Source organism: Streptomyces sp. PR69 (genome assembly GCF_026420845.1).
In the GTDB taxonomy this organism is placed as follows: domain Bacteria; phylum Actinomycetota; class Actinomycetes; order Streptomycetales; family Streptomycetaceae; genus Streptomyces.
The window spans coordinates 338,835-360,901 of the sequence record NZ_JAOWCB010000001.1 but is presented as its reverse complement, the minus strand read 5'-3'; the positions used below and the strand labels follow the sequence as shown (position 1 = coordinate 360,901).

Below are 22,067 nucleotides of genomic sequence, written 5' to 3'. Positions count from 1 at the left end.
GGCCGCACCCCGCGCCGCAGGGGCCTCTCGGGGTCAGGTGACCCGGTGCGGCGTGCGTTTGGCGGCGTGGAGGCGGACCTCCGCCGGCAACGTGGCGCGGCCCGTCGACGCCGCCGCCTGCCCGAGCACCTCGCTCGCCAGCCGTCCCACCACCTCCGCCGGTACGGCCTCCGGCTCCACCCACAGCGTCACCCGCGCCGCCGGTTCGCTCAGGTCGCCCGTCAGCGCCACGGCCGCCCGCCCCACCCCCTCCATCGCCTCCGCCTCGCCGGCCAGCACGCCCTCCAGCGCCCGCCCTCTGAGCAGCGCGCCTTCGCCGTCGCCGGTGTCCACCAGGAGCTCCGCCAGCCGGGGCCGCCGCAGCTGGGCGATCAGCCACCACAGGGCCAGCAGCACGATGGCCGCGAGCACGGAGATGACGACCGGCCACCACCAGCCCTGGTCACGCCAGCGCTCCCGGTCCGCCTCGCTGAGCAGCACATCGCCGGGCCCGTAGAACGGCCACCAGGAAGGAACCGGCAGTCCGGCCCCCGCCACGAGCACCGCGCCGCCCGCGCCCAGCAGGGCCAGCCCGATCAGGCCGAGCACGGTCCTGTTGACGGTCCTCAGCATGACGGCCTCACCTCGCATTCCGCGCCGACGGCCGGTCGACGTACACGGACAGATCGGGCCGGACGGCGAGGCCCAGCTCCCGCAGGCCCGCGTCGAGCACGGCGTCCAGGTCGGCCCGTACCTCGTCCAGCTCACGGAAGTGCGACCGGGCGCGCACGGAGATGCTCGTGCGTCCGACCCGTACCCGTGCGGACTGCACCCCGGCCACTTCCGTCGCCCGGTCGCGGAGCATCCGCGCCGCCGCGTCCCGGTCGAGCCCGGCCCGTACGATCCCCTCGACGCGCCGCATCGGCAGGACGGCGCGGAGCCCCGGTGTGAGGGCCAGCGCGATCAGCCAGACGCCGAGCACCACCGCGGCCCCGGCGCCCGCGAGCACCGGGGTCTCGTCCAGCCGCAGCGTCGCAAGGTCCTCCGCGAGGGCGCGCCGCCAGCGCATGGCCGGCCGGTCGGCCCGTACCGCCGCGATGTCGTACAGCAGCAGCCCCGCCGCGGCGAGGACGATCAGCGCGGCCAGGGCGGCCGGCACTCGGCGTACGGACCAGAAGCGGCCGGGTGCGGCGTCCTCCGCGTCCTCCGCGCGCCTCGCGTCCATCGCGTCCTCTGCGCCCCCGGACGCCCGCTCCGGCAGCGGGGGCGGTTCGCTCATCGGGGCCTCCCCTGCGCGGCGCCGTTCACCTGGGCGGAGTGCAGCCGTTCGATGTGCACGGCCACTTCGGGTACGTCCATGGCCGCCAGGGAGGTCACCCGCTGGACGACCCGGCGGCGCACCGCCGCGCACTGTGCGCCGAGATCGGAGGGGTAGTCGAGTTCCAGCGTGACCCGTACGCGTGCCATGCCGTGGTGGACGGTGACCGAGGCCCATGGCGGCGCACCGCCCTGGGCCCGCTCGGTGAGCGCTTCCCGCGCCGCCTGCGCGGCGATCTTCGCCACGACCCGGTCCGCGATCGTCGTCGCCCCTCGTTCGGCGGCCGGGACCCTGGCGAGTGCGGCGGCGGCCACCCTGCCTCACCGCCTCCGGCCGCCGCGGTCGCGGCTGCGGAAGAAGTCGCCGGGTTCAAGATCCCCGTCGAGGAACTTGCCCGCCACAAAACCGACCACGCCCAACGCGGCCACCAGCAAGAACGCGCCGAATCCGCCGAAGTACCCGGCGAAGCCGAGTGCCATTCCGGCGATCAGGCCGACCACTGCCATGCTCATATCGAGCTCCTCCGCCGGAGCTACTGGAGCCGTGGCTCCGGCTCTTCTTCCTCTTCTTCGGGCAGTTTCACATCGGTGACGGCGATATTGACCTCGACGACCTCCAGTCCGGTCATGCGTTCCACCGCGGCGATGACGTTTTCGCGGACCTCGCGGGCGACGTCGCCGATCGAGACGCCGTAGTCGACGACGATCTCCAGGTCGAGCGCCGTCTGCACCTCTCCGACTTCGGCCTTGACCCCGCGGGTGACGCTGGATCGGCCGCCGGGGACCCGGTCTCGCACCGCGCCGAAGGTGCGGGACAGACCGCTGCCCATGGCGTGGACGCCGAGCACATCGCGGGCCGCGAGTCCCGCGATCTTCTCGACCACCCCGTCGGCGATGGTGGTACGGCCGCGGCTGCCGGGGTCCGCTGCCCGCTTGCTCACGGACGTCTTCCCGGGCTCGCCGCCCGAGGCCGCCACCTCGCGTTCTGGGATGTCCGCCATCTCGTGTCGTCCTTTCCGGGCTGTGCGACCTTCCGGGCTGTGCGACCACCCTTCGCTGCCCACACTAAGCAGGGTTGCCCGCTCACGCGCCGGTGATGCGGCACGCTGGAGCAATGACCTCTGCTGACGCGTTGCGCACCGGTGCTCTGCGGCGGGTCCGCCACGTGCTCGGACTCGGCAGGCTGCTTCCGCTGGGCGGGCCCTCGGGCGGGGCGTGGATCGTGGAGCGTGCCGCCGATGCGGTGCTGCGGCGGGAGGCGGCCGCGGCCGTGCCGGACGCCAGGCTGACCTGGCTGCGGCTGGGACTGGCCGCGCCGTCGGAAGGCACGGGCGCGCCGGACTCTGCGGGCGCGGGTGCGGCGGGCTCAGCGGGCGGGGGTGCGGCGGGCTCTGCGGGCGGGGACACCGCTGCTCTGGGGCCCGTTCCGCCGGGCGCGCTGCCGCGTGAGCCGCTGTGCATCGAGGCGGAGTTCGCCGCCTGGCCCCGGCAGCCCCTGCCGGACCTGGCCGCCGCGCTGCGGACGGCGCTGCTCGCGGCCGCGGAGGAGCGGCTGGGCCTCGATGTCGTACGGGCTGATCTGACGGTGACGGAACTGCTCGACGGGACGCCGGCCGAGGCGGCGGACGCCGGTCATCCCCCCGAGGGGGAGCCCGTGCGCCATCTGGCCGGGCGGGTGGAGGGGGACCCGGTGGCGCGCGCCGTCGCCGGAACTGCGGGCGTGGTGGGTCTGACCTCTGAGCTGGGCCACGCCGTGCAGATCGCCGCCGACCACGCCCGGGTCGAGGTGGCGACGGCGCGGGACGCCCGCGCCCTGGATGTGGCGCGGGCGGTGAGTGCCGCGGCCTCGCGGGCCCTCGGGGACGACCGCCCGGTGACGGTCCTGATCAGCGCGGTGAGCTGACGGAGGCCGTCGCGGCGGTCGTCAGGTGGTTGTCGGGTCGTCGTCGGGGCGGCATCCGGGCGTCGTCGCGGCGGTCGTCCGGCGGTGGATGTGTCAGTCGGTGACGCCCGCCAGGTCACGCAGACGGCGGGCCTGGGCCGCGCGTTCCGCGGCGCGCTGGTCCTCGTAGGTGCGGGAGGCGGCCCCTTCGAGGAGCGCCTTGGTCTCGATCACCGCGTCGCGCGGGGCGGCGAGCAGCGCCGATGTCAGGTCGCGTACGGCGTTGTCGAGCTCTTCGCCGGGGACGACCAGATTGGCCAGGCCGGTGCGCTCCGCTTCGTCCGCGTGGACGTACCGGCCGGTGGCGCAGATCTCCAGCGCGCGCGCATAGCCGACAAGCGACACCAGCGGCTTGGTGCCGGTGAGGTCGGGGACGAGACCCAGGCTGGTCTCGCGCATGGCGAACTGCACGTCCTGCGCCACGACCCGCAGATCGCAGGCGAGGGCGAGCTGGAAGCCAGCCCCGATCGCATGCCCCTGTACGGCCGCGATCGAGACGATGTCATTCCTCCGCCACCAGGTGAACGCCTCCTGGTACTCGGCGATGACCGCGTCAAGCTCCGCGTCCGCGCTCCGTGCGAGATCGAGGAAGGACGGCTCGCCGTCGAAGCCCTCAGGTGTGAAGGCCTGCCGGTCGAGCCCGGCGGAGAAGGACTTGCCCTCGCCGCGCAGGACGACGACCCGCACGCTGCCCGGCAACGACCGCCCCGCCTCGACCAGCGCCCGCCACAGTGCGGGTGACTGGGCGTTGCGCTTGTCCGGGTTGGACAGGGTCACCGTGGCGACCACGTCCTCGACGGTGAGCCGTACGCCGTCCTTGTCGAGCACAGAGTCGGGCGAAGTCATGGAGCGCCTCCGGTTCGGGTTCAGTCTCCTGTGCAGAGACTAAGTGACTGCACAGTAACCACCCGTCCGGTCGGCTGACCGACCGGGTGGTCACCGAGGTCACCGCCGAACCGCCGTCGGCCGAAGGGGCCGCGAGCCGTCAGGCCGAGGCGGCCTTCTTGCCCCGTGTCGCTCCGCCGCGTCCGCGCAGAATGACTCCCGACTCGGTGAGCATCCGGTGCACGAATCCGTAGGAGCGGCCGGTCTCCTCGGCCAGCGCCCGGATGCTCGCACCGCTGTCGTATTTCCTCTTCAGGTCTGCCGCGAGCTTCTCACGCGCGGCGCCGGTCACCCGGCTGCCCTTCTTCAGAGTCTCGGCCACCCGTGCCTCCTCATGGGAAGTGCGCCTTTGAACTCTCATGATCACCCCTTATGGGCATCCTGGCCACCCATTCGACAAGGTCAATGCCGACGGCTTTGCCGGGAGGGAAGCGACGATCACGACCGGAGGGTGGGATTCCGGTCTGCTGAATTCCGGTATCCGGCCGGCAGTCCCTGAGAAGTGCCAGGTCAGGGGCGTGCTCCCAGCGGGAGTGCGGCCAGGAGCTGGAGGGCGGGCCTCCGCTCGTCGGCACGCCGCGATACGAGAGGTCCTCACTCAGATGATGGATCACCCGTAGGCCGAATGATCCAGACGGAGTGGATCAGCGCGGACCGGAGAGGATCAGCATGGGCAGGCGGGGACCCGCGGCACGGGTCGGGCAGGTCCCGCGGCACGGGTCAGGCGAGGGCGACCAGATCCGCGTAGTCCGCGCCCCACAGGTCCTCCACCCCGTCCGGCAGCAGGATGATCCGCTCCGGCTCCAGCGCCTCGACCGCGCCCTCGTCATGGGTGACCAGGATGACCGCCCCCTTGTAGGTGCGCAGTGCGCCGAGGATCTCTTCGCGACTGGCCGGGTCGAGGTTGTTCGTCGGCTCGTCGAGCAGCAGCACATTCGCGGAGGAGACCACCAGCGTGGCCAGCGCGAGCCGGGTCTTCTCACCGCCGGACAACACGCCCGCGGGCTTGTCGACGTCGTCCCCGGAGAAGAGGAAGGAGCCGAGGGTCTTGCGGATGTCGACCAGGTCGAGGTCCGGGGCGGCTGAGCGCATGTTCTCCAGGACCGTGCGATCCGGGTCGAGCGTCTCATGCTCCTGGGCGTAGTAGCCCAGCTTGAGGCCGTGTCCGGGGGTGACCGCGCCGGTGTCCGGCTTCTCGACGCCGGCGAGCAGCCGCAGCAGCGTGGTCTTGCCCGCGCCGTTGAGGCCGAGGATGACCACGCGGGAGCCCTTGTCGACGGCCAGGTTCACATCGGTGAAGATCTCGAGCGAGCCGTAGGACTTGGACAGGCCCTCCGCGGACAGCGGGGTCCTGCCGCACGGCGCGGGGTCGGGGAACCGGAGCTTGGCCACCTTGTCGCCGACGCGCACCTCGTCCAGCCCGGCGAGCAGCCGCTCGGCGCGGCGGGCCATGTTCTGCGCGGCGACGGTCTTGGTGGCCTTGGCGCGCATCTTGTCCGCCTGGGCGTTGAGGGCCGCCGCCTTCTTCTCGGCGTTCTGCCGTTCGCGCCTGCGGCGCTTCTCGTCGGCCTCGCGCTGCTGCTGGTAGAGCTTCCAGCCCATGTTGTAGACGTCGATCTGGGCGCGGTTGGCGTCGAGGTAGAAGACCTTGTTGACGACCGTCTCGACCAGGTCGACATCGTGGGAGATGACGATGAAGCCGCCGCGGTAGGTCTTGAGGTAGTCCCGCAGCCAGAGGATCGAGTCGGCGTCGAGGTGGTTCGTGGGCTCGTCGAGCAGAAGGGTGTCCGCGTCGGAGAACAGAATGCGGGCGAGCTCGACGCGGCGGCGCTGACCGCCGGAGAGGGTGTGCAGGGGCTGGCCGAGCACCCGGTCGGGCAGTCCGAGCGCGGCGGCGATGGTGGCGGCCTCGGCCTCCGCGGCATAACCGCCCTTGGTGAGGAACTCCGTCTCCAGGCGCTCGTACTTCTTCATGGCGCGCTCGCGGGTGGCGCCCTTGCCGTTCGCCATCCGGTCCTCGTTCTCACGCATCTTGCGCAGCACGGAGTCGAGGCCGCGGGCGGAGAGGATGCGGTCGCGTGCGAGTGTGTCGAGGTCGCCGGTGCGCGGGTCCTGCGGGAGGTAGCCGACCTCACCGGAGCGGCTGATGGCGCCGGCGGCGGGGATGCCCTCACCCGCCAGACACTTGGTGAGGGTGGTCTTGCCCGCTCCGTTGCGGCCGACGAGGCCGATGCGGTCGCCCTTGGCGACACGGAAGGTAGCGGACTCGATGAGTACGCGCGCGCCGGCGCGCAGCTCGATACCGGAGGCGGTGATCACGGAAAGACTCCAGGGCGGTGTTGGACGGCGGAAGGGACGGGCGCGGGAGCTTCGACGCCGTCTAATGCACAAGGAGAATTGCCATACCGGCCAGTCTAGCGGGGCGGCGCAAGTGGTTTTCCGCCCGCGGCCGACCACTCCGATGGGCCACGGCAGGCGGACGCGGAGCACGACAGGCCGACGGCTGAGGGCCGTTGTCAGTGGCGACTGCCAGACTGAGAGCCAGATCACACAGATCCGGTCGTCGTTTCGAGGAGTGATGGTCATGGCTCAGTCGCCGAGCATCTGTCCGACGCTGCTGTACGCGGATGCGAGCGCCGCGATCGAGCAGCTCACCAAGGCTTTCGGCTTCACCCGCCACGCCGTGTACGAGGACAAGGACGGCCGAGTGGTGCACGCGGAGCTCACGTTCGGGAACGGCATGGTGATGCTGGGCAGCAAGGGGACCGGCGGGGAGTACGACAAGCTGATGGCGGACGCCGGGCCGACGGGCGTCTTCGTCCATGTCGACGATGTGGACGCCCATCACGCGAGAGCCGTGGAGCAGGGGGCGGAGATCGTGATGGCCCCGAGAGACCAGGACTATGGCTCGCGCGACTATATGGCGCGCGATCTGGAGGGCAATGTCTGGAGCTTTGGCACCTATGAGCCGGCGGCTGAGGCGTCGGAGGCACCGGAGGCGCCGGGGTCCTAGTGTCCCTCCCGCCGCCCCCGGGTCCGGGGGCGGCCCGTGGCGCCGGGGGCACTCCTAGGCGCCTCCGGTGTGCACCTGGAAGGCGGCGCGGCGCACGGCCTTGGCCAGGGCGGGGTCCGGGTGGGCGGCGGCGAGGGCCACCAGGACCTGCACGGTGCGCGGGTGGCCCCCGGCGCGGACTTCTTCGAGCAGCGCGGGGACGGTGTTCTGGACGGCGGAGTCGAGATGGCGCAGCAGCAGCTGGGGTTCGCCGTGGTCGGTGACGGCGGCCGCGGTGTCCACCCAGAGCCAGGTCGCCTCTTCACGGGTGAGGACGTCGGCCGCGTCCTCGGGGTCGACGCCCTCGTATTCGGCGAGCCAGAGCAGGGCGTAGGGGCGGAGTGAGGGCTCGTCGGCAGCGGCGCGCACATCCGGTTCCGCGGGTGCGCCGACGACGCGGAGGGCCTCGAAGGCGAGGCCGCGCAGCAGGGCGTCCTCGCCGCGGGCGACGGCGAGAAGTTCGGCGACGGCGCTGGAGACGGGGCGGGCGGCCAGCCAGGCCCGGTATTCATCGCGGGCCGGGCCGGGGGTGAGACGGGCGCAGCCGCGCAGCATGTCCTCCGCCGACTGCTCGATATTGCCCGCAGGGCTCTGGGCGGCGACACAGATCTGCTCAAGTTTGACCCAGACCGCCCAGTTTCCGAGGGGGGTGAGGGTGGCCTGGCCCTGATCCAGCGTCAGGGCGCCGACGGCACAGAGGCCTTCCATGGCCCAGTCGAGGAGAGAGGAGAGCGTCAGGGAAGGTGTCGCGATGGGGGCCGCACCCCCAGAAGCAGCATCCCCGGAGGGGACATTCCCGGAGGGGACATTCCCGGAGGGGACATTCCCGGAGGCGGCATCCGCGGGGACGGCATGCCCAGGGGTCGTGCCGCACGGGGCCGCTTCACCGGGGGGCAGGGGGACTTCACAGCGTTCCTCGCGCAGTTCGGCGACGCGCTGCTGCAGCAGGTCGAGCAGGGCGGGCATGGCCACGGGGCCGGCGGACAGCTGCAGGAGGGAGAGGACCTGCGGCACGGCCTCGACGGCCTCCGCGACGGCGGCGGGGGCCGCGTCGCCGGGGGCCGGATGGGCCAGTGACCAGGCGTCGAAGAGGGCGACCCAGCCGCGCAGCACGGCCATGTCGTCGCGGTCCCACGCACGCAGCCGCCAGCCCGGGCGGACGGTGTCGCCGTGCACCTCGACCAGCCCGGCGAGGCGTGCGCGGTCCCATCCGGCCCGCACCTGGAGCGGCGTCAGTTCCAGGGCGGCGGCGGCCCGTTCCAGCGACGCCCGGTCGGTGAGCGGGGCGGTGAGAGCGGGCGCGTGTCCGGCGGCCGCCCAGCGGGCGATGCGCACCGCGTCCGCGAGCACCGCCCTGGCCTGGCGGGCCAGCTCTGCGGGGGCCGGCGTGCCCTCGGGCGGACGGGGGGCCGGACGGGTGCGCCGGGTCGTCACGGCCCGTCGTGCGGTGGCGAGGGATCGCGGGCGGACAAGACGGAGTCTGGAGTTGCGCGCCAATTGCTCATCAGGCTTTCGGGACGTCACGGGAGCAGTCTTCCCGCTGACGGCCCGAAAGCCCAAACGGAATCCCCCCGGCCGGACCTGGTGGCCGGGTGAGCAGGCGGTTACTCAACGGGGATGGTCACATCAGCGGTTACATCAGGGGGGTGAGGAAGCGCCGGAGGGCCTCTTCGTAGCGGGCCGGATCGGCGTTCCACATGGCGGCGTGCGGGGCGTGGCGGACGGTGTGGAGGGCGATCAGTCCGGGATTGCGGGCGGCGAGTTCGCGAGACGGCTGCCAGGGCGCGAGGACGTCCTCGGGGCCGTGGAAGAGGAGGGTCGGCGTCCGCAGGGCGGCCGGCAGGGTGGTGGAGCGCAGCCGGTCCGCGTGCAGCCCCGTCCTGCCCTGGGCCGCGCGCACCGCGAGCGGCAGCAGCGGGGCGGGGGTTCTGCGGGCCCGGGCCAGGGCGCGCACGGTCGACTCCCAGTCGAGGACCGGGGAGTCCAGGACGAGTCCGCTGATCCGGTCACGCAGGGCGCAGTGCGCGGCGGCGTGGAGGGCCATCGACGCGCCGGTGGACCAGCCGTGGAGGATGACGCGCTGCGCGCCGTGGTGCAGCGCGTAGCGGATGGCGGCGTCCAGGTCGCGCCATTCGGAGTCACCGAGGTGTCCGAGGCCGTCCGGGGGCCGGGGCGCGCCGTCGTCTCCGCGGTAGGCGGGGTCGAGGACAGGCAGCCGCTGGGCGTGCAGGAAGGGGATCAGGTTCATGGGGTGTTCCCGTGTGGCGCCCAGGCCGTGCACGGTGATGACCCAGGTGGTGCGGGCGCCGGGGATGAACCACGCGGGCAGGCCGCCCAGCTCTCCGGGGACCGTGACATCGCGGCACGGCAGGCCGAGGGCGCTCCTGGGGTCGCCGCTGTGCACACGCGGTGTGAGCCGGACCCGAGCGCCCGGTTCGAGGCTGCCGTGGCTGACGCGCTCCAGTCTGCGCACCACCGTGTCCACGGGATGCCGGGCGCCGTCGAGGACGGGGCCCACGACGGCATGCAGGCCAGGGCCCTCGATGCCGTACAGGCCGGGGCGCAGCGAGGCCAGGCTGCGGGTGAGGGTCACCTGGCCGGGGGCGGTGGCATGGACGGTGAGCCGGGGGTCGCCGGGCAGGGGCTGCCGGGAGGGCGCTCTGAGCACGGCGGCGCTCGCGTAGCGGCCGGCCGCGACCGCGGCCGCTCCGACGCCGATCAGTGTGGTGGCGGCCGCTGCCGCCGTGGTAGCCGGGCGCACCGTTCCAGTGTCGGCAGCCGGTCCCCGCGCTGCCAGCGGACGGGGGCCGCGGGGGTCAGGGACGTCCACGATCAGGCCTTCGCCAGCCGTTCTCCGGGCCGCGGCCGCGCGGCCCTGGCGGGGCTGCCCGGCCCTTCCCGCTCGGCCCTTCCCGCTCGGCCCTTCCCCCGTGGGGCTGCTCGGGCATGCCCAGATCATGCTCGGGTGCCCGGGGGATTTGGCCGGACAGAATCGAAAAGGGAGATACGCGATCTCGCACGCCAGAACAAGCCACGGACACCAGGGAGCCCTGCTCAGTTCACCTTTCGTTCACCTAGGTTACTTACAGTCGGCCAGCCACTGACGCCAATAGATTGCCTGGGTAAATGGAACACATCACGCTGCTGCTCGCGATCGTGATCGTGACAGCTCTCGTGTTCGATTTCACGAACGGTTTCCACGACACCGCCAACGCGATGGCGACGACCATCTCGACCGGCGCTCTGAAGCCAAAGACGGCGGTGGCCATGTCCGCCGTGCTCAACCTCGTCGGCGCGTTTCTCTCGGTGGAGGTCGCCAAGACGATCTCCAAGGGACTGGTCGACGAGACAGGCATCGCCCCGGAAGTGATCCTCGCGGCGCTCGTCGGCGCCATCCTCTGGAACCTGCTGACCTGGCTGATCGGTCTGCCCTCCAGCTCCTCCCACGCCCTCATGGGCGGTCTGATCGGCGCCACCATCGCTTCCATCGGCGTCAGCGGCGTCAACGGCGGCGTCGTCGTGACCAAGGTGCTGATCCCCGCGATAGCCGCCCCGCTGGTGGCAGGCGTCGCCGCGTACTTCTCCGCCCGGCTGACCTACAAGATCGGCAAGAACACCGCCCCCAAGGCCCAGGCCAAGGGCTACCGCAACGGCCAGATCGCCTCCGCGGGCCTGGTCTCGCTCGCCCACGGCACCAATGACGCGCAGAAGACCATGGGCATCATCACGCTGGCGCTGGTCGCCGGCGGAGTGCTCGCGCCCGGCTCCAACCCCCCGATGTGGGTCATCCTCTCCGCGGGCCTCGCCATCGCGCTGGGCACGTACCTCGGCGGCTGGCGCATCATCCGCACCATGGGCAAGGGCCTGACCGACCTCCAGCCGCAGCAGGGCTTCGCCGCCCAGACCAGCGCGGCCACCGTCATCCTCGCCTCCTCCCACCTGGGCTTCTCCCTGTCGACCACACACTCCTGCTCCGGCGCCGTGATGGGCGCGGGCCTGGGCCGCAAGGGCGGTGTGGTCCGCTGGTCGACCGCGACCCGGATGTTCGTCGCCTGGGGTCTGACCCTGCCGGCCGCGGGCCTGGTCGCCGCGGTGGCGGAGTTCGTCGCCCGGCAGGGCGACTGGGGTGTGGCCGCCGTCGCGATCTTCCTGGTCGCCTCCTGCGCCGCGATCTGGGTCATCTCCCGCCGCCAGGTGGTCAACCACACCAATGTCAACGACGTCGACGCCCCGGGCAGCGGCGACACGGACGGCGCCGGCGAGCCCGGTGTCGTGACCACCGCGATCGCGGCCGTCACCCCGCCGCCCGCCGGCGCCCCGGCCGATCTGTCGGCCACCATCCCGGCTCCGTCCGCTCCCCCCGCCGAGCCGGCGCGCTCCGCCGCCGTCTGAGCGGCTCCACGGAAGATCTTCACGGAAGACACGAGACAAAATGAGCATTGACTGGGCAGCCCTCGGCTCCGTCTTCGGCGTGAGCCTCGTCGCCACCGTCGCCCTCGTGGGCCTGTTCACCCTGGGCATCCTCGGCCTGAGCAAGCAGGAGACCGCCGCCGCGGACGGCGGTTCCGCACCGCTGGCGCGCACCGGTGCGTACGTCTGCTTCGCGCTGTGCGCCGCGGCCGTGGCGTACGGGATCTCGCTGATCGTCGCCTGAGGTCCGGGCCCCACCCGCGCAACACCGCCCGTCGGCCGGTTCCGACGCCTTCTCCGGCGCCGGAACCGGCCTTCGCATGCCCGCCGTTTGCCCGTCGCATGCCCTCCGCGCGCCCCCTCGCACGCCCGCCGCGCGCGCGGAATGTGGGGCTCAGCACACTGTCCCGTCGCAGGTCAAGGCGAGTTGACGGGCCTTCGCGGGCATGGTGGACTGCCGAGGCCAACTACGGCGGCAGCAGAGGAAGCCGGTGCGAATCCGGCGCGGTCCCGCCACTGTCACCGGGGGCGCCAGCCGCCCCCGGGAGCCAGGAACTCTCACCGCCGTTCACGTCAAGCCGGGGCGCGGACCCTGAGTGAGGACATATCGCCATGCATGGCTGCGGTTCAGCGGTGCGTGCCGACCGTGCGTTCCCCCTGGGCGCGGCCCTCGGCCTCCTGGGAGACGCGCTGTTCGGCGATCCGCGCCGGGGACATCCGGTCGCCGCGTTCGGGCGCGCTGCGGGCGCGGTGGAGCGCGCGCTCTGGCGCGACCACCGCGGCTGGGGCGCACTGCACACCACCGTCTGCGCCGGAGGCGCGGTGGTCACGGGCGTGCTGCTCGCCCGCGCGGCGCGGGCATGGGACGGTCACCGTCCATGGCGCGCCGCCTACAGCGCAGCCTGCACAGCACCGGCCCGCACAGCACCGGCCCGCACACCGCCGGCCTGCGCTCCCTGTCGACGGAAGGTCCACTCCCCGGTCGCGGCCTGGCCCGGTGCGGACGCCGGCCGCCCCGTCGCGGCCGGATACGCCGCCAGCACGGGACGCCCCGCGGCCGCGCAGGGCCCGGCGGCGGCGCATATCGCGCTGACCGCCGTCGCCACCTGGGCGGTCGTGGGCGGTACGTCGCTTGGGCGGGAGGCGCGGGCCATCGGCGACGCGCTGGCGGCGGGCGATCTGGCAGCCGCCCGGGCGCGGCTGCCGCATCTGTGCGGACGCGACCCGCAGGCCCTGGACGAGCGCCAGATCGCCCGCGCCGTGGTCGAGTCGGTGGCCGAGAACACCTCAGACGCCGTCGTCGGCGCACTCGTGTGGGGCGCGTTGGCGGGCGTTCCGGGGCTCGTCGGCTTCCGCGCGGTCAACACCCTGGACGCGATGGTCGGCCATAAGTCGGCGCGCTACCGGCGCTTCGGCTGGGCGGCCGCCCGGCTCGACGATGTGGCCGGCCGGCCGGGCTCCCGGCTCACCGCGGGCCTCGCGGTGCTCGCCGGCGGCAACGCCCGCGACGCGGCACGGGCCTGGCGCACGGACGCCGCCAAGCACCCGAGCCCCAACGCGGGCCCGGTGGAGGCCGCGTTCGCGGGGGCCCTCGGCGTGCGGCTGGGCGGCGTCCTGTCGTACGGAGGCCGGGTCGAGCACCGGCCCGTCCTCAACGCGGCGGGCCGTGAAGTGGAGTACGCCGACATCGAACGCGCCGTACGGCTCTCGCGCCGGGTGAGCCTGCTGACGCTGGCGGTCTGCGCGGCCGCTCGCATCGGGACGGACGCGGTCGTCCGACGGGCGCGGAAGGCCAGGCCATGAGCGGGGGGATGAGATGAGCAGGAGCGTGAACGGCGGCACGGCCGGGGGCGGACGGCGTCGCGGCGGCGGGCTGCTGGTCGCGGGGACCACATCGGACGCGGGCAAGAGCGTCGTCACCGCCGGCATCTGCCGCTGGCTGGCCCGGCAGGGCGTGCGCGTCGCGCCCTTCAAGGGCCAGAACATGTCGCTCAACTCCTTTGTGACCCGCGAGGGTGCGGAGATCGGCCGGGCGCAGGCCATGCAGGCGCAGGCGGCCCGTGTCGAGCCGACCGCCCTGATGAACCCCGTCCTGCTCAAGCCGGGCGGCGACCGGACCAGCCAGGTGGTGCTGCTGGGAAAGCCGGTGGGCGAGATGAGCGCCCGCGGCTACCACGGGGAACGGCAGCACGCCCTGCGCGAGACCGTCGTGGAGTGCCTGGAGCAGTTGCGGGGCACATATGAAGCCGTGATCTGCGAGGGGGCGGGCAGTCCGGCGGAGATCAATCTCCGGCGCACCGACATCGTCAACATGGGCATCGCCCGGGCCGCCCGCCTGCCGGTGCTGGTGGTCGGTGACATCGACCGCGGCGGGGTGTTCGCCCAGTTCTTCGGCACGACGGCGCTGCTGGCCGCCGAGGACCAGCAGCTGGTCGCGGGCTATCTCGTCAATAAGTTCCGCGGCGATGTGACGCTGCTGGAGCCGGGGCTCGACATGCTCCGCGGGCTGACGGGACGCGGGACATACGGCGTGCTGCCCTATGCGCACGGCCTGGGCATCGACGAGGAGGACGGACTGCGGGTCTCCCTGCGGGGCGCGGTGCGCGAGTCGGCCGTCGCGCCGCCGCTCGGCGAGGACCTGCTGCGGGTCGCCGTGTGCGCGGTGCCTCTGATGTCCAACTTCACGGATGTGGACGCGCTGGCGGCCGAGCCGGGCGTGGTGGTGCGCTTCGCCGACCGGCCGCAGGAGCTGGCCGACGCCGATCTGGTGATCGTGCCCGGCACCCGCGGGACGGTGCGCGCCCTGGCGTGGCTGCGGGAGCGCGGGCTGGCCGAAGCTCTCGCCCGGCGCGCCGCCGAGGGCCGTCCCGTGCTGGGCATCTGCGGCGGCTTCCAGGCGCTGGGCGAGCGGATCGAGGACGAGGTGGAGTCGCGGGCCGGCGAGGTCGAAGGGCTGGGGCTGCTTCCCGTACGGGTGCGGTTCGCCCGTGACAAGACACTCGCGCGCCCGGCCGGCAAGGCGCTGGGGGAGCATGTCGAGGGCTACGAGATCCACCACGGCGTCGCCGAGGTGCTGGGCGGGGAGCCGTTCCTCGACGGCTGCCGGGTCGGCGCGGTGTGGGGTACGCACTGGCACGGGTCTCTGGAGAGCGACGCGTTCCGCCGGGCGTTCCTGCGGGAGGTTGCTGCGGCCGCGGGGCGGCGGTTCACCCCCGCTCCCGACACTGCTTTCGGCACGCTGCGCGAGGAGCAGCTGGACCGGCTGGGCGATCTGATCGAGGAGCACGCGGACACGGACGCGCTGTGGAAGCTCATTGAGTCAGGCCCGCTGGTTGGGTTGCCGTTCGTCCCGCCGGGGGCGCCGTGAGCGCCCCCGGCAGGACCACCCCCGCGTGCGCGGGGACCACAGAGCCCGTACGGCAGTCGACTTCGCAGTGCCGGGACCACCCGCGCGAAGGCGGGGACCACGGGACCATCGTGGCTCGTCGCGACCGTGTATACGTACCCACTCGCAGCAGTTCCCTCGAAAGGGGTATCCGTTAATGGCCTCGGTTCCCTACCCGTTCACGGCTGTCGTCGGCATGGACGACATGCGGCTGAGTCTGCTGCTCAACGCTGTCCAACCGGGCATCGGCGGTGTGCTCGTCCGAGGGGAGAAGGGCACCGCGAAGAGCACGATCGTGCGCGGCCTGACAGCTCTGTTGCCCGCCATAGACGTCGTCCCAGGCTGCCGTTTCTCCTGTGCGCCCCAATCACCCGACCTGGAGTGCCCTGACGGGCCACACGAGCCCGGGGCGAGCGTCTCGCGTCCGACGCGGCTGGTCGAACTGCCCGTCGGGGCTTCCGAGGACCGGCTCGTCGGGGCGCTCGACATCGAGCGGGCGCTGGCGGAGGGCGTGAAGTCGTTCGAGCCCGGACTGCTCGCCGACGCGCACCGCGGGATTCTGTACGTCGACGAGGTCAATCTGCTGCACGACCATCTGATCGACCTGCTGCTGGACGCGGCCGCGATGGGCGCGTCGTACGTGGAGCGCGAAGGCGTCTCCGTACGGCACGCGGCCCGCTTTCTGCTCGTCGGCACGATGAACCCGGAGGAGGGCGAGCTGCGGCCGCAGCTGCTCGACCGTTTCGGGCTCACCGTCGAGGTCAGCGCCTCACGCGACCCCGAGCAGCGGGTGGAGGTGGTGCGGCGGCGGCTGGCGTACGACGACGCTCCCGCGGCCTTCGCGGCGCGCTGGGCGGACGAGGAGCAGGCGCTGCGCGAGCGGATCGCGGCCGCGCGGGCGCTGCTGCCGTCCGTGGTGCTGGGCGACGGGGCGCTGCGGCAGATCGCGGCGACGTGTGCGGCGTTCGAGGTGGACGGCATGCGGGCCGACATCGTGATGGCGCGTACGGCGACGGCGCTGGCCGCCTGGGCCGGGCGGGCCGAGGTCACGACGGACGATGTGCGGCAGGCGGCGCTGCTGGCGCTGCCGCACCGCAGGCGGCGGAACCCGTTCGACGCGCCCGGTCTGGACGAGGACAAACTCGACGAGACGCTGGAGGAGTTCGCCCCGCAGGAGCAGCCGGGGGAGCAGCCCCGGGGGCGGGAGCACGAGGAAGGCGAGGGCGGCGATCCGGGGCCGGACGACGGTCCCGGCGGGCCCGGCGGAGGCGGTGGGCAGCCGCCACAGGACGGCCCTCCTCCGGCGGCCCCGGAGACCTCCGATGCGCCCGAGGGGCACACGACGTCTGAGGCGCCCGGAGATCCCGAGGTACCCGAGGTGCCTGCCCAGCCCCGGCCCAAGGAGGGCGTCGGCGCGGGCGAGCAGCGCGCGGTGAGCGCCGGTGAGCCGTTTCGTACGAAGGTGCTGACCGTGCCGGGGCTCGGCGAAGGCGCGTCCGGGCGCCGGTCGCGGGCGCGCACCGAACAGGGCCGCACCACCGGTGCCCGGCAGCCTCAGGGGCCGCTGACGAAGGTGCATCTGCCGGCGACGCTGCTGGCCGCGGCCCCGCACCAGCGGGCGCGCGGACGCAGCGGCCGCGGTCTGGTGGTGCGCCGGCACGATCTGCGGCAGGCGACCCGTGAGGGCCGCGAGGGGAATCTGGTGCTGTTCGCCGTGGACGCCTCCGGGTCGATGGCGGCCAGGCAGCGGATGAGCGCGGTGAAGGGCGCGGTGCTGTCGCTGCTGCTGGACGCCTACCAGCGGCGGGACAAGGTGGGGCTGATCACCTTCCGCGGGACGGAGGCGGAGCTGGTGCTGCCGCCTACGTCGTCGGTGGACACCGCCGCGTCCCGGCTGGAGTCGCTGCCGACGGGCGGGCGCACTCCGCTGGCGGCCGGGCTGCTCAAGGCACACGAGGTGCTGCGTGTGGAGCGGCTGCGCGATCCGGCGCGCCGCCCGCTGCTCGTGGTGGTGACCGATGGGCGTGCGACCTCCGGCGGCCGGGCCGGCGGGGGCTCGGGGGCGGACGCGATGGCGCTGGTGCGCCGTGCCGCGGGCCTGCACGCCGCGGACGGCGTCGCCTCGGTCGTCGTGGACTGCGAGGCGGGGCCGGTGCGGCTCGGCCTCGCCGCGCGGCTGGCCGCGGATCTCGGCGGCAGGGCCGTCGCGCTCGACGAGCTGCGCGCCGAGGCGATCGCCGGGCTCGTCAAGGACGCCCGCGAGGATCTGAAAAAGGAAGCCGACACGGCCGGGAGGGTCGCGTAATGCCGCAGGGACAGCCGTCCGTCGTGCCCGACGACGGTCTCACCACACGTCAGCGCCGTAACCGGCCCCTCGTCTTGGTCCACACGGGCATCGGCAAGGGCAAGTCGACGGCCGCGTTCGGGCTCGCGCTGCGCGCCTGGAACCAGGGCTGGCCGATCGGGGTGTACCAGTTCGTGAAGTCCGCCAAGTGGAAGGTCGGCGAGGAGAACGCGCTCAAGGTGCTGGGCGCGAGCGGCCAGGGCGGCGCCGTCGCCTGGCACAAGATGGGCGAGGGCTGGTCGTGGGTGCAGCGCGATGCGCAGCTCAGCAACGAGGAGGCGGCGCGCGAGGGCTGGCAGCAGGTCAGGCGCGAGCTGGCGGCCGAGACGCACCGGCTGTATGTGCTCGATGAGTTCGCCTACCCGCTGCACTGGGGCTGGGTGGACGTGGACGAGGTGGTCGAGGTGCTGCGCGACCGCCCCGGGAACCAGCATGTGGTGATCACAGGCCGCAACGCCCCGCAGAAGCTGCTGGACTTCGCCGATCTGGTCACCGACATGACGAAGGTCAAGCACCCGATGGACGCGGGCCAGAAGGGCCAGCGGGGCATCGAATGGTAAGCACGGCAGACACGGCAAGCATGACAAGCACGGCAGGCATGACGGGCCTGCCGTGCACGGCGGACGCGGCAGACGCGGCGGGCGGAAGGGCAGCGGCCCGGTGACCGCCCGGCTCGTCCTCGCCGCGCCGTCGTCCGGCAGCGGCAAGACCACCGTCGCGACGGGCCTGATGGCCGCGTTCGCCGCCTCGGGGCTCGCCGTGTCGGGCCACAAGGTGGGCCCGGACTACATCGACCCCGGCTATCACGCGCTCGCTGCCGGCCGCCCGGGCCGCAATCTGGACGCGTACATGTGCGGCACGGAGCTGATCGCCCCGCTGTTCGCGCACGGCGCGGCCGGCTGCGACCTGGCGCTGGTCGAGGGCGTGATGGGGCTGTACGACGGCGCCGCGGGCGCGGGCGAGCTGGCGTCCACCGCGCAGGTGGCGAAGCTGCTCGGCGCACCCGTCGTACTGGTGGTGGACGCCTCCTCGCAGTCGCGGTCCGTGGCGGCGCTGGCGCACGGCTTCGCCTCGTGGGACCCCGGGGTGCGGATGGGCGGGGTGATCCTCAACAGGGTCGCCTCGGACCGGCACGAGGCGCTGCTGCGGGACGCGCTGGACGAGGCGGGCACGCCGGTGCTCGGGGTGCTGCGCAGGGCGCCGCAGGTCAACACGCCCTCCCGCCATCTGGGGCTGGTGCCCGCTGCCGAGCGGCAGGTGGAAGCGGTCGACGCGGTACGGGCGATGGCCGAGCAGGTGCGGGCCGGCTGCGACCTCCCGGCGCTGCTGGCTCTGGCACGCAGCGCGCCGTCCTTGTCCGCGGCCGCGTGGGACCCGGTGGCGGCGGTCGCACCGCCGGAGGGCCTGCGGACGCGGCCGGAGGGGGCGTCGCGGCCGCAGGGCGTACGGGCGTCGCGGCCGGTGGTCGCGGTGGCGGGAGGGGCGGCGTTCACGTTCTCGTACGCCGAACACTCCGAACTGCTCACCGCCGCGGGCGCGGACGTGGTCCCCTTCGACCCGCTGCGGGACGAGCAGCTGCCGGAGGGAACGGCAGGACTGGTCATCGGCGGCGGCTTCCCTGAGATGTACGGCCCCGAGCTGTCCGCCAATGAGCCGCTGCGCAAGGCGGTCGCCGATCTGGCCGCCTCCGGCGCGCCGGTGGCCGCCGAGTGCGCCGGGCTGCTGTATCTGTCGCGGGAGCTGGACGGCAGGCCGATGTGCGGGGTCCTGGACGCCGAGGCGCGCATGTCCCAGCGGCTCACGCTCGGCTACCGGGAGGCGGTCGCGGTGAGCGACAGCGTGCTGGCGGCGGCCGGGACGCGGCTGCGCGGACACGAGTTCCACCGCACGGTGCTCGAACCGGGCGCGGGGCCGACGCCCGCGTGGGGGCTGCACCGGCCGGAGCGGCGTGTGGAGGGCTACGTACAGCGGGGTGTGCACGCGAGCTATGTGCATACGCACTGGGCGCAGGCGCCGGGGCTGGTGCGCAGATTCGTCGAGCGGTGCGGACCATGAGCCCCGGCTTTTCCGCCTCACTCGGCGAGGCCCACCACCAGCCAGATGAAGCCCACGCCGCCCGCCGTGCACAGCAGCGTCGAGCGACCGGGGTGGTCGTGGTGCGCCTCGGGGAGGATCTCGGCGGCGGCGAGATAGAGCAGGACGCCCCCGAAGAACCCGAGATAGCTGCCGAGCAGTTCCTCGGGGAGGGTGAACAGCAGGGTGGACGTCGCGCCTGCCACCGGCGCGAGCGCCGCGGCCACCAGCAGCGTGAGGGACTTCGCACGGCTGTTCCCGTACAGGCTGGCCAGCGTGTAGGTGTTGAAGCCGTCGGCGAAGTCATGGGTGATGACGGCCAGGGCCACCGTCGCGCCCATGCCGCCGCTGACCTGGAAGGCCGCGCCGATCGCGATGCCGTCCATCAGGCTGTGGCCGACCATCGCCGCCGCGGCGGCCAGTCCCACTTGGGGTACGCGCCCCTGGTCCGGCCGGCCGCCGTGCGCGCGTACGGCGAGGAGCCGTTCGACGGTGTGCGCGGCGAGGAAGCCGCCGACGAAGAGCAGCAGGCCCTGCGGGACTCCGAAGACTCCGCCGCCCGCCGCCCGCAGCGCCTCCGGCAGCAGATCGAGGCCGACCACGCCGAGCATCAGTCCGCCCGCGAGGCCGAGCACCAGATGCCTGCGGTCGGTGACGCGCTGCGCCGTCCAGCCGCCGAACAGCGTCATTGCAAACGCGCCGAGCGCGACGAACACCGCCATGGGGCTTTGCTAGCCGATCGACGGGCCTGTTGAGACCCTGCGGAGCGCGTCAGGGTCGCCGACGCCCGTGTTTCACCCGATTGCCCTGTGCCCACCCCCGCCCCAGCCCCGCAACTCTGTCCCGCATCCCTGTCCCGCATCCCTGTCCCGCAATCCTGACCGCCGTACGAGAGGAGCCGACGCATGGACCGCACATCGCTGACTGTCGGCGTCGGCGCGTCCAGGGGCGCTCCTGCCGAGGAGGTCCATGACGCGATCGCCGAGGCGCTGGCCTCCGCGGGGCTGTCGGCGGCGGACGTGACGGCCCTCGCGACGATCGACGCGAAGGCGGAGGAGGACGGGATCGTACGGGCGGCCCAGCGGCTCGGTGTGCCGCTGGTGACCTACCCGGCGGCGGCGCTGGCCCGCGTCAGGGTGCCGAATCCGTCAGCCGCGGCACTCGCCTCCGTGGGCGCCGGGTCGGTCGCGGAGGCGGCGGCGCTCGCGGGCGGCGGCGAGCTCATTGTGCCCAAGCGCAGGTCACGGCCCCGAAACGGCGGTCGGCCACAGGTGACATGCGCCGTTGCACGCCGGCGTCCGGAGGGTGCGCGGGCGGCGGATTCCAGCCAGCTGGCCGCGCGGCCCGGAGTGGACGGTGCGCACAGGGAGAAGATGACGGACACGGCGGTCGGCGCCCCGGCGACGCGAGACCCCGAGCCGACGCCGCCCCGGACCATCGCACCACTGTCTCAGGAGCCTCTTCAGTCAGGGCAGCCGGGCACACCCCCACCCGCTCCCTGCCCTCCACCCCCACCTCAAGGAGACGGCATGGCCTCCCCTCCCCCACAGGCCTCACAGGTCAGATCGTCGTCGTACCGGCCCGAGCCGCTTCAGCTGGGTGCCGACGCCGAAGTCTGCGATCTGCGGCATCACGGCGACGCGGAGCTGCGGGACGACGGCGTCGGGCTGACGGACCTCGCGGTCAATGTGCGCACGGGCACTCCCCCGCGTTGGCTGCGCGATCGCGTCGCGGGCTCGCTCGGTTCGCTTGCCGCCTATCCGGACGGACGGCGGGCGCGTGCCGCGATCGCGGCGCGGCACGGGGTTCCGGCGGAGCGGGTGCTGCTGACGGCGGGCGCGGCGGAGGCGTTCGTCCTGCTGGCCCGTGCGCTGACGGCGCACCACCCGGTTGTCGTGCACCCGCAGTTCACCGAGCCGGAGGCGGCCCTGAAGGACGCCGGGCACAAGGTGGAACGGGTGCTGCTGCGCGAGGAGGACGGGTTCCGGCTCGATCCGGCCGCGGTGCCGGACTCGGCGGACCTGGTGGTGATCGGCAATCCGACGAACCCGACGTCCGTGCTGCACCCCGCCGAGCACCTCGTGCGGCTGGCCCGCCCCGGCCGCGTGCTGGTGGTGGACGAGGCGTTCATGGACGCGGTCCCGGGCGAGCGGGCCGCGCTTGCTGGACGGCTCGATGTGCCGGGGCTCGTGGTGCTGCGCAGCCTCACCAAGACCTGGGGCCTGGCGGGGCTGCGGATCGGCTATGTGCTGGCGGAGCCGGGCACGATCGCGCAACTGGCGGCGGCCCAGCCGCTGTGGCCGGTCTCGACCCCCGCGCTGACGGCAGCGGAGGCGTGCATGGAGCCGTACGCCCTCGCGGAGGCCGCCCGGGCGGCTCACCAGATCGCGGCCGACCGTGCGCATCTGCTGGCGGGCCTCGCGGAGTTCGAGGAGGTGCGGACGGTTCAGGCGGCCGAGGGGCCGTTCGTCCTCGTCCGCGTACGGCACGGCGCCGAGGTGCGCGAGAAGCTGCGGGCCCTTGGCTTCGCGGCCCGTCGCGGCGACACCTTCCCGGGGCTCGGGCCCGACTGGCTGCGGCTGGCGGTACGGGACCGGGCGACGACCAACCGCTTTCTGCAGGCGCTCGACCAAGCTCTGACGATGGCGGGCTGCTGAACGGCGCACGGCGGCCGAGCGGC

General features: G+C 73.4%; 21 protein-coding genes and 1 riboswitch. Of the genes, 10 read left to right on the top strand and 11 right to left on the bottom strand.

The features are described 5' to 3' along the window. Positions 1 to 33: 33 nt before the first annotated feature. Genes amaP through OF819_RS01540 form a run of 5 tightly spaced genes read right to left on the bottom strand, consistent with a single transcriptional unit; the run spans position 34 to position 2,297 of the window. Positions 34 to 612, bottom strand: coding sequence for an alkaline shock response membrane anchor protein AmaP (gene amaP, locus OF819_RS01560; protein WP_267241417.1), 579 nt, complete (start codon positions 610 to 612; stop codon positions 34 to 36). 7 nt (positions 613 to 619) lie between these two features. After that, the gene (locus tag OF819_RS01555; protein ID WP_416370448.1) at positions 620 to 1,258 is read right to left on the bottom strand and encodes a DUF6286 domain-containing protein; all 639 of its coding nucleotides are present in this window, start codon (positions 1,256 to 1,258) and stop codon (positions 620 to 622) included. Further along, positions 1,255 to 1,611 (bottom strand): hypothetical protein, encoded by a 357-nt coding sequence (locus OF819_RS01550; RefSeq protein ID WP_267241416.1) that lies wholly within the window; start codon positions 1,609 to 1,611, stop codon positions 1,255 to 1,257. Before OF819_RS01550 ends, OF819_RS01555 begins: the two co-directional genes overlap by 4 nt. A 6-nt stretch (positions 1,612 to 1,617) precedes the next feature. Beyond that, a complete protein-coding gene (locus OF819_RS01545; protein ID WP_267241415.1) occupies positions 1,618 to 1,809 on the bottom strand; it encodes a hypothetical protein in 192 nt (63 codons plus the stop codon). Between the two features lie 20 nt (positions 1,810 to 1,829). Next, entirely contained in the window at positions 1,830 to 2,297 is a 468-nt protein-coding gene (locus OF819_RS01540) for an Asp23/Gls24 family envelope stress response protein (protein ID WP_267241414.1), read from the bottom strand. Positions 2,298 to 2,410: 113 nt separating this feature from the next. Here OF819_RS01540 and OF819_RS01535 point away from each other — a divergent pair, with 113 nt between their 5' ends. After that, positions 2,411 to 3,199, top strand: coding sequence for a hypothetical protein (locus tag OF819_RS01535; protein ID WP_267241413.1), 789 nt, complete (start codon positions 2,411 to 2,413; stop codon positions 3,197 to 3,199). A gap of 93 nt (positions 3,200 to 3,292) precedes the next feature. Here the strand turns inward: OF819_RS01535 and OF819_RS01530 are convergent, their stop codons facing one another. The 3 genes from OF819_RS01530 to OF819_RS01520 all read right to left on the bottom strand — a co-directional run bounded on the left by OF819_RS01530 (position 3,293) and on the right by OF819_RS01520 (position 6,442). Next, on the bottom strand, positions 3,293 to 4,084 hold the full coding sequence (locus OF819_RS01530; protein WP_267241412.1) for an enoyl-CoA hydratase/isomerase family protein: 792 nt from the start codon (positions 4,082 to 4,084) through the stop codon (positions 3,293 to 3,295). Between the two features lie 139 nt (positions 4,085 to 4,223). Then, positions 4,224 to 4,445, bottom strand: coding sequence for a helix-turn-helix domain-containing protein (locus tag OF819_RS01525; protein ID WP_240135813.1), 222 nt, complete (start codon positions 4,443 to 4,445; stop codon positions 4,224 to 4,226). 398 nt (positions 4,446 to 4,843) lie between these two features. After that, the gene (locus tag OF819_RS01520; RefSeq protein ID WP_267241411.1) at positions 4,844 to 6,442 is read right to left on the bottom strand and encodes an ABC-F family ATP-binding cassette domain-containing protein; all 1,599 of its coding nucleotides are present in this window, start codon (positions 6,440 to 6,442) and stop codon (positions 4,844 to 4,846) included. Positions 6,443 to 6,707: 265 nt separating this feature from the next. Between OF819_RS01520 and OF819_RS01515 the strand changes: the two genes are divergently transcribed. Beyond that, the gene (locus OF819_RS01515) at positions 6,708 to 7,136 is read left to right on the top strand and encodes a VOC family protein (RefSeq protein WP_267241410.1); all 429 of its coding nucleotides are present in this window, start codon (positions 6,708 to 6,710) and stop codon (positions 7,134 to 7,136) included. A gap of 54 nt (positions 7,137 to 7,190) precedes the next feature. On the opposite strand, the gene OF819_RS01510 is transcribed toward OF819_RS01515, so the two are convergent. Then, the gene (locus OF819_RS01510; RefSeq protein WP_416370447.1) at positions 7,191 to 8,699 is read right to left on the bottom strand and encodes a hypothetical protein; all 1,509 of its coding nucleotides are present in this window, start codon (positions 8,697 to 8,699) and stop codon (positions 7,191 to 7,193) included. A gap of 109 nt (positions 8,700 to 8,808) precedes the next feature. Then, the gene (locus tag OF819_RS01505) at positions 8,809 to 9,936 is read right to left on the bottom strand and encodes an alpha/beta hydrolase (RefSeq protein WP_267241408.1); all 1,128 of its coding nucleotides are present in this window, start codon (positions 9,934 to 9,936) and stop codon (positions 8,809 to 8,811) included. Between the two features lie 365 nt (positions 9,937 to 10,301). On the opposite strand from OF819_RS01505, the gene OF819_RS01500 reads away from it, so the two are divergent. From OF819_RS01500 to OF819_RS01470, 7 genes are all read left to right on the top strand, one after another. Further along, positions 10,302 to 11,567: an inorganic phosphate transporter gene (locus OF819_RS01500; protein ID WP_267241407.1), complete on the top strand. Its 1,266-nt coding sequence runs from the start codon at positions 10,302 to 10,304 to the stop codon at positions 11,565 to 11,567. A gap of 40 nt (positions 11,568 to 11,607) precedes the next feature. Continuing rightward, the gene (locus OF819_RS01495; protein WP_267241406.1) at positions 11,608 to 11,829 is read left to right on the top strand and encodes a hypothetical protein; all 222 of its coding nucleotides are present in this window, start codon (positions 11,608 to 11,610) and stop codon (positions 11,827 to 11,829) included. Between the two features lie 236 nt (positions 11,830 to 12,065). Continuing rightward, positions 12,066 to 12,143: riboswitch (cobalamin riboswitch) on the top strand. 75 nt (positions 12,144 to 12,218) lie between these two features. After that, on the top strand, positions 12,219 to 13,388 hold the full coding sequence (gene cbiB / locus OF819_RS01490) for an adenosylcobinamide-phosphate synthase CbiB (protein ID WP_267241405.1): 1,170 nt from the start codon (positions 12,219 to 12,221) through the stop codon (positions 13,386 to 13,388). A gap of 13 nt (positions 13,389 to 13,401) precedes the next feature. Then, a complete protein-coding gene (locus OF819_RS01485; protein ID WP_267241404.1) occupies positions 13,402 to 14,952 on the top strand; it encodes a cobyric acid synthase in 1,551 nt (516 codons plus the stop codon). 175 nt (positions 14,953 to 15,127) lie between these two features. Then, the gene (locus tag OF819_RS01480; RefSeq protein WP_267241403.1) at positions 15,128 to 17,275 is read left to right on the top strand and encodes a putative cobaltochelatase; all 2,148 of its coding nucleotides are present in this window, start codon (positions 15,128 to 15,130) and stop codon (positions 17,273 to 17,275) included. Continuing rightward, complete coding sequence (gene cobO / locus OF819_RS01475; protein WP_267241402.1) at positions 17,275 to 17,874, top strand: cob(I)yrinic acid a,c-diamide adenosyltransferase; 600 nt, start codon at positions 17,275 to 17,277, stop codon at positions 17,872 to 17,874. Before OF819_RS01480 ends, cobO begins: the two co-directional genes overlap by 1 nt. 100 nt (positions 17,875 to 17,974) lie before the next feature. After that, positions 17,975 to 19,369 carry a cobyrinate a,c-diamide synthase gene (locus tag OF819_RS01470; protein ID WP_267241401.1) on the top strand — a complete coding sequence of 465 codons (1,395 nt, stop codon included), beginning with the start codon at positions 17,975 to 17,977 and terminating at the stop codon, positions 19,367 to 19,369. A 17-nt stretch (positions 19,370 to 19,386) separates the two neighbouring features. Here OF819_RS01470 and OF819_RS01465 read toward each other — a convergent pair whose 3' ends face one another. After that, on the bottom strand, positions 19,387 to 20,109 hold the full coding sequence (locus tag OF819_RS01465; protein WP_267241400.1) for a ZIP family metal transporter: 723 nt from the start codon (positions 20,107 to 20,109) through the stop codon (positions 19,387 to 19,389). 183 nt (positions 20,110 to 20,292) lie between these two features. On the opposite strand from OF819_RS01465, the gene cobC reads away from it, so the two are divergent. Further along, the gene (cobC, locus tag OF819_RS01460) at positions 20,293 to 22,044 is read left to right on the top strand and encodes an Rv2231c family pyridoxal phosphate-dependent protein CobC (RefSeq protein ID WP_267241399.1); all 1,752 of its coding nucleotides are present in this window, start codon (positions 20,293 to 20,295) and stop codon (positions 22,042 to 22,044) included. Positions 22,045 to 22,067 lie beyond the last annotated feature (23 nt).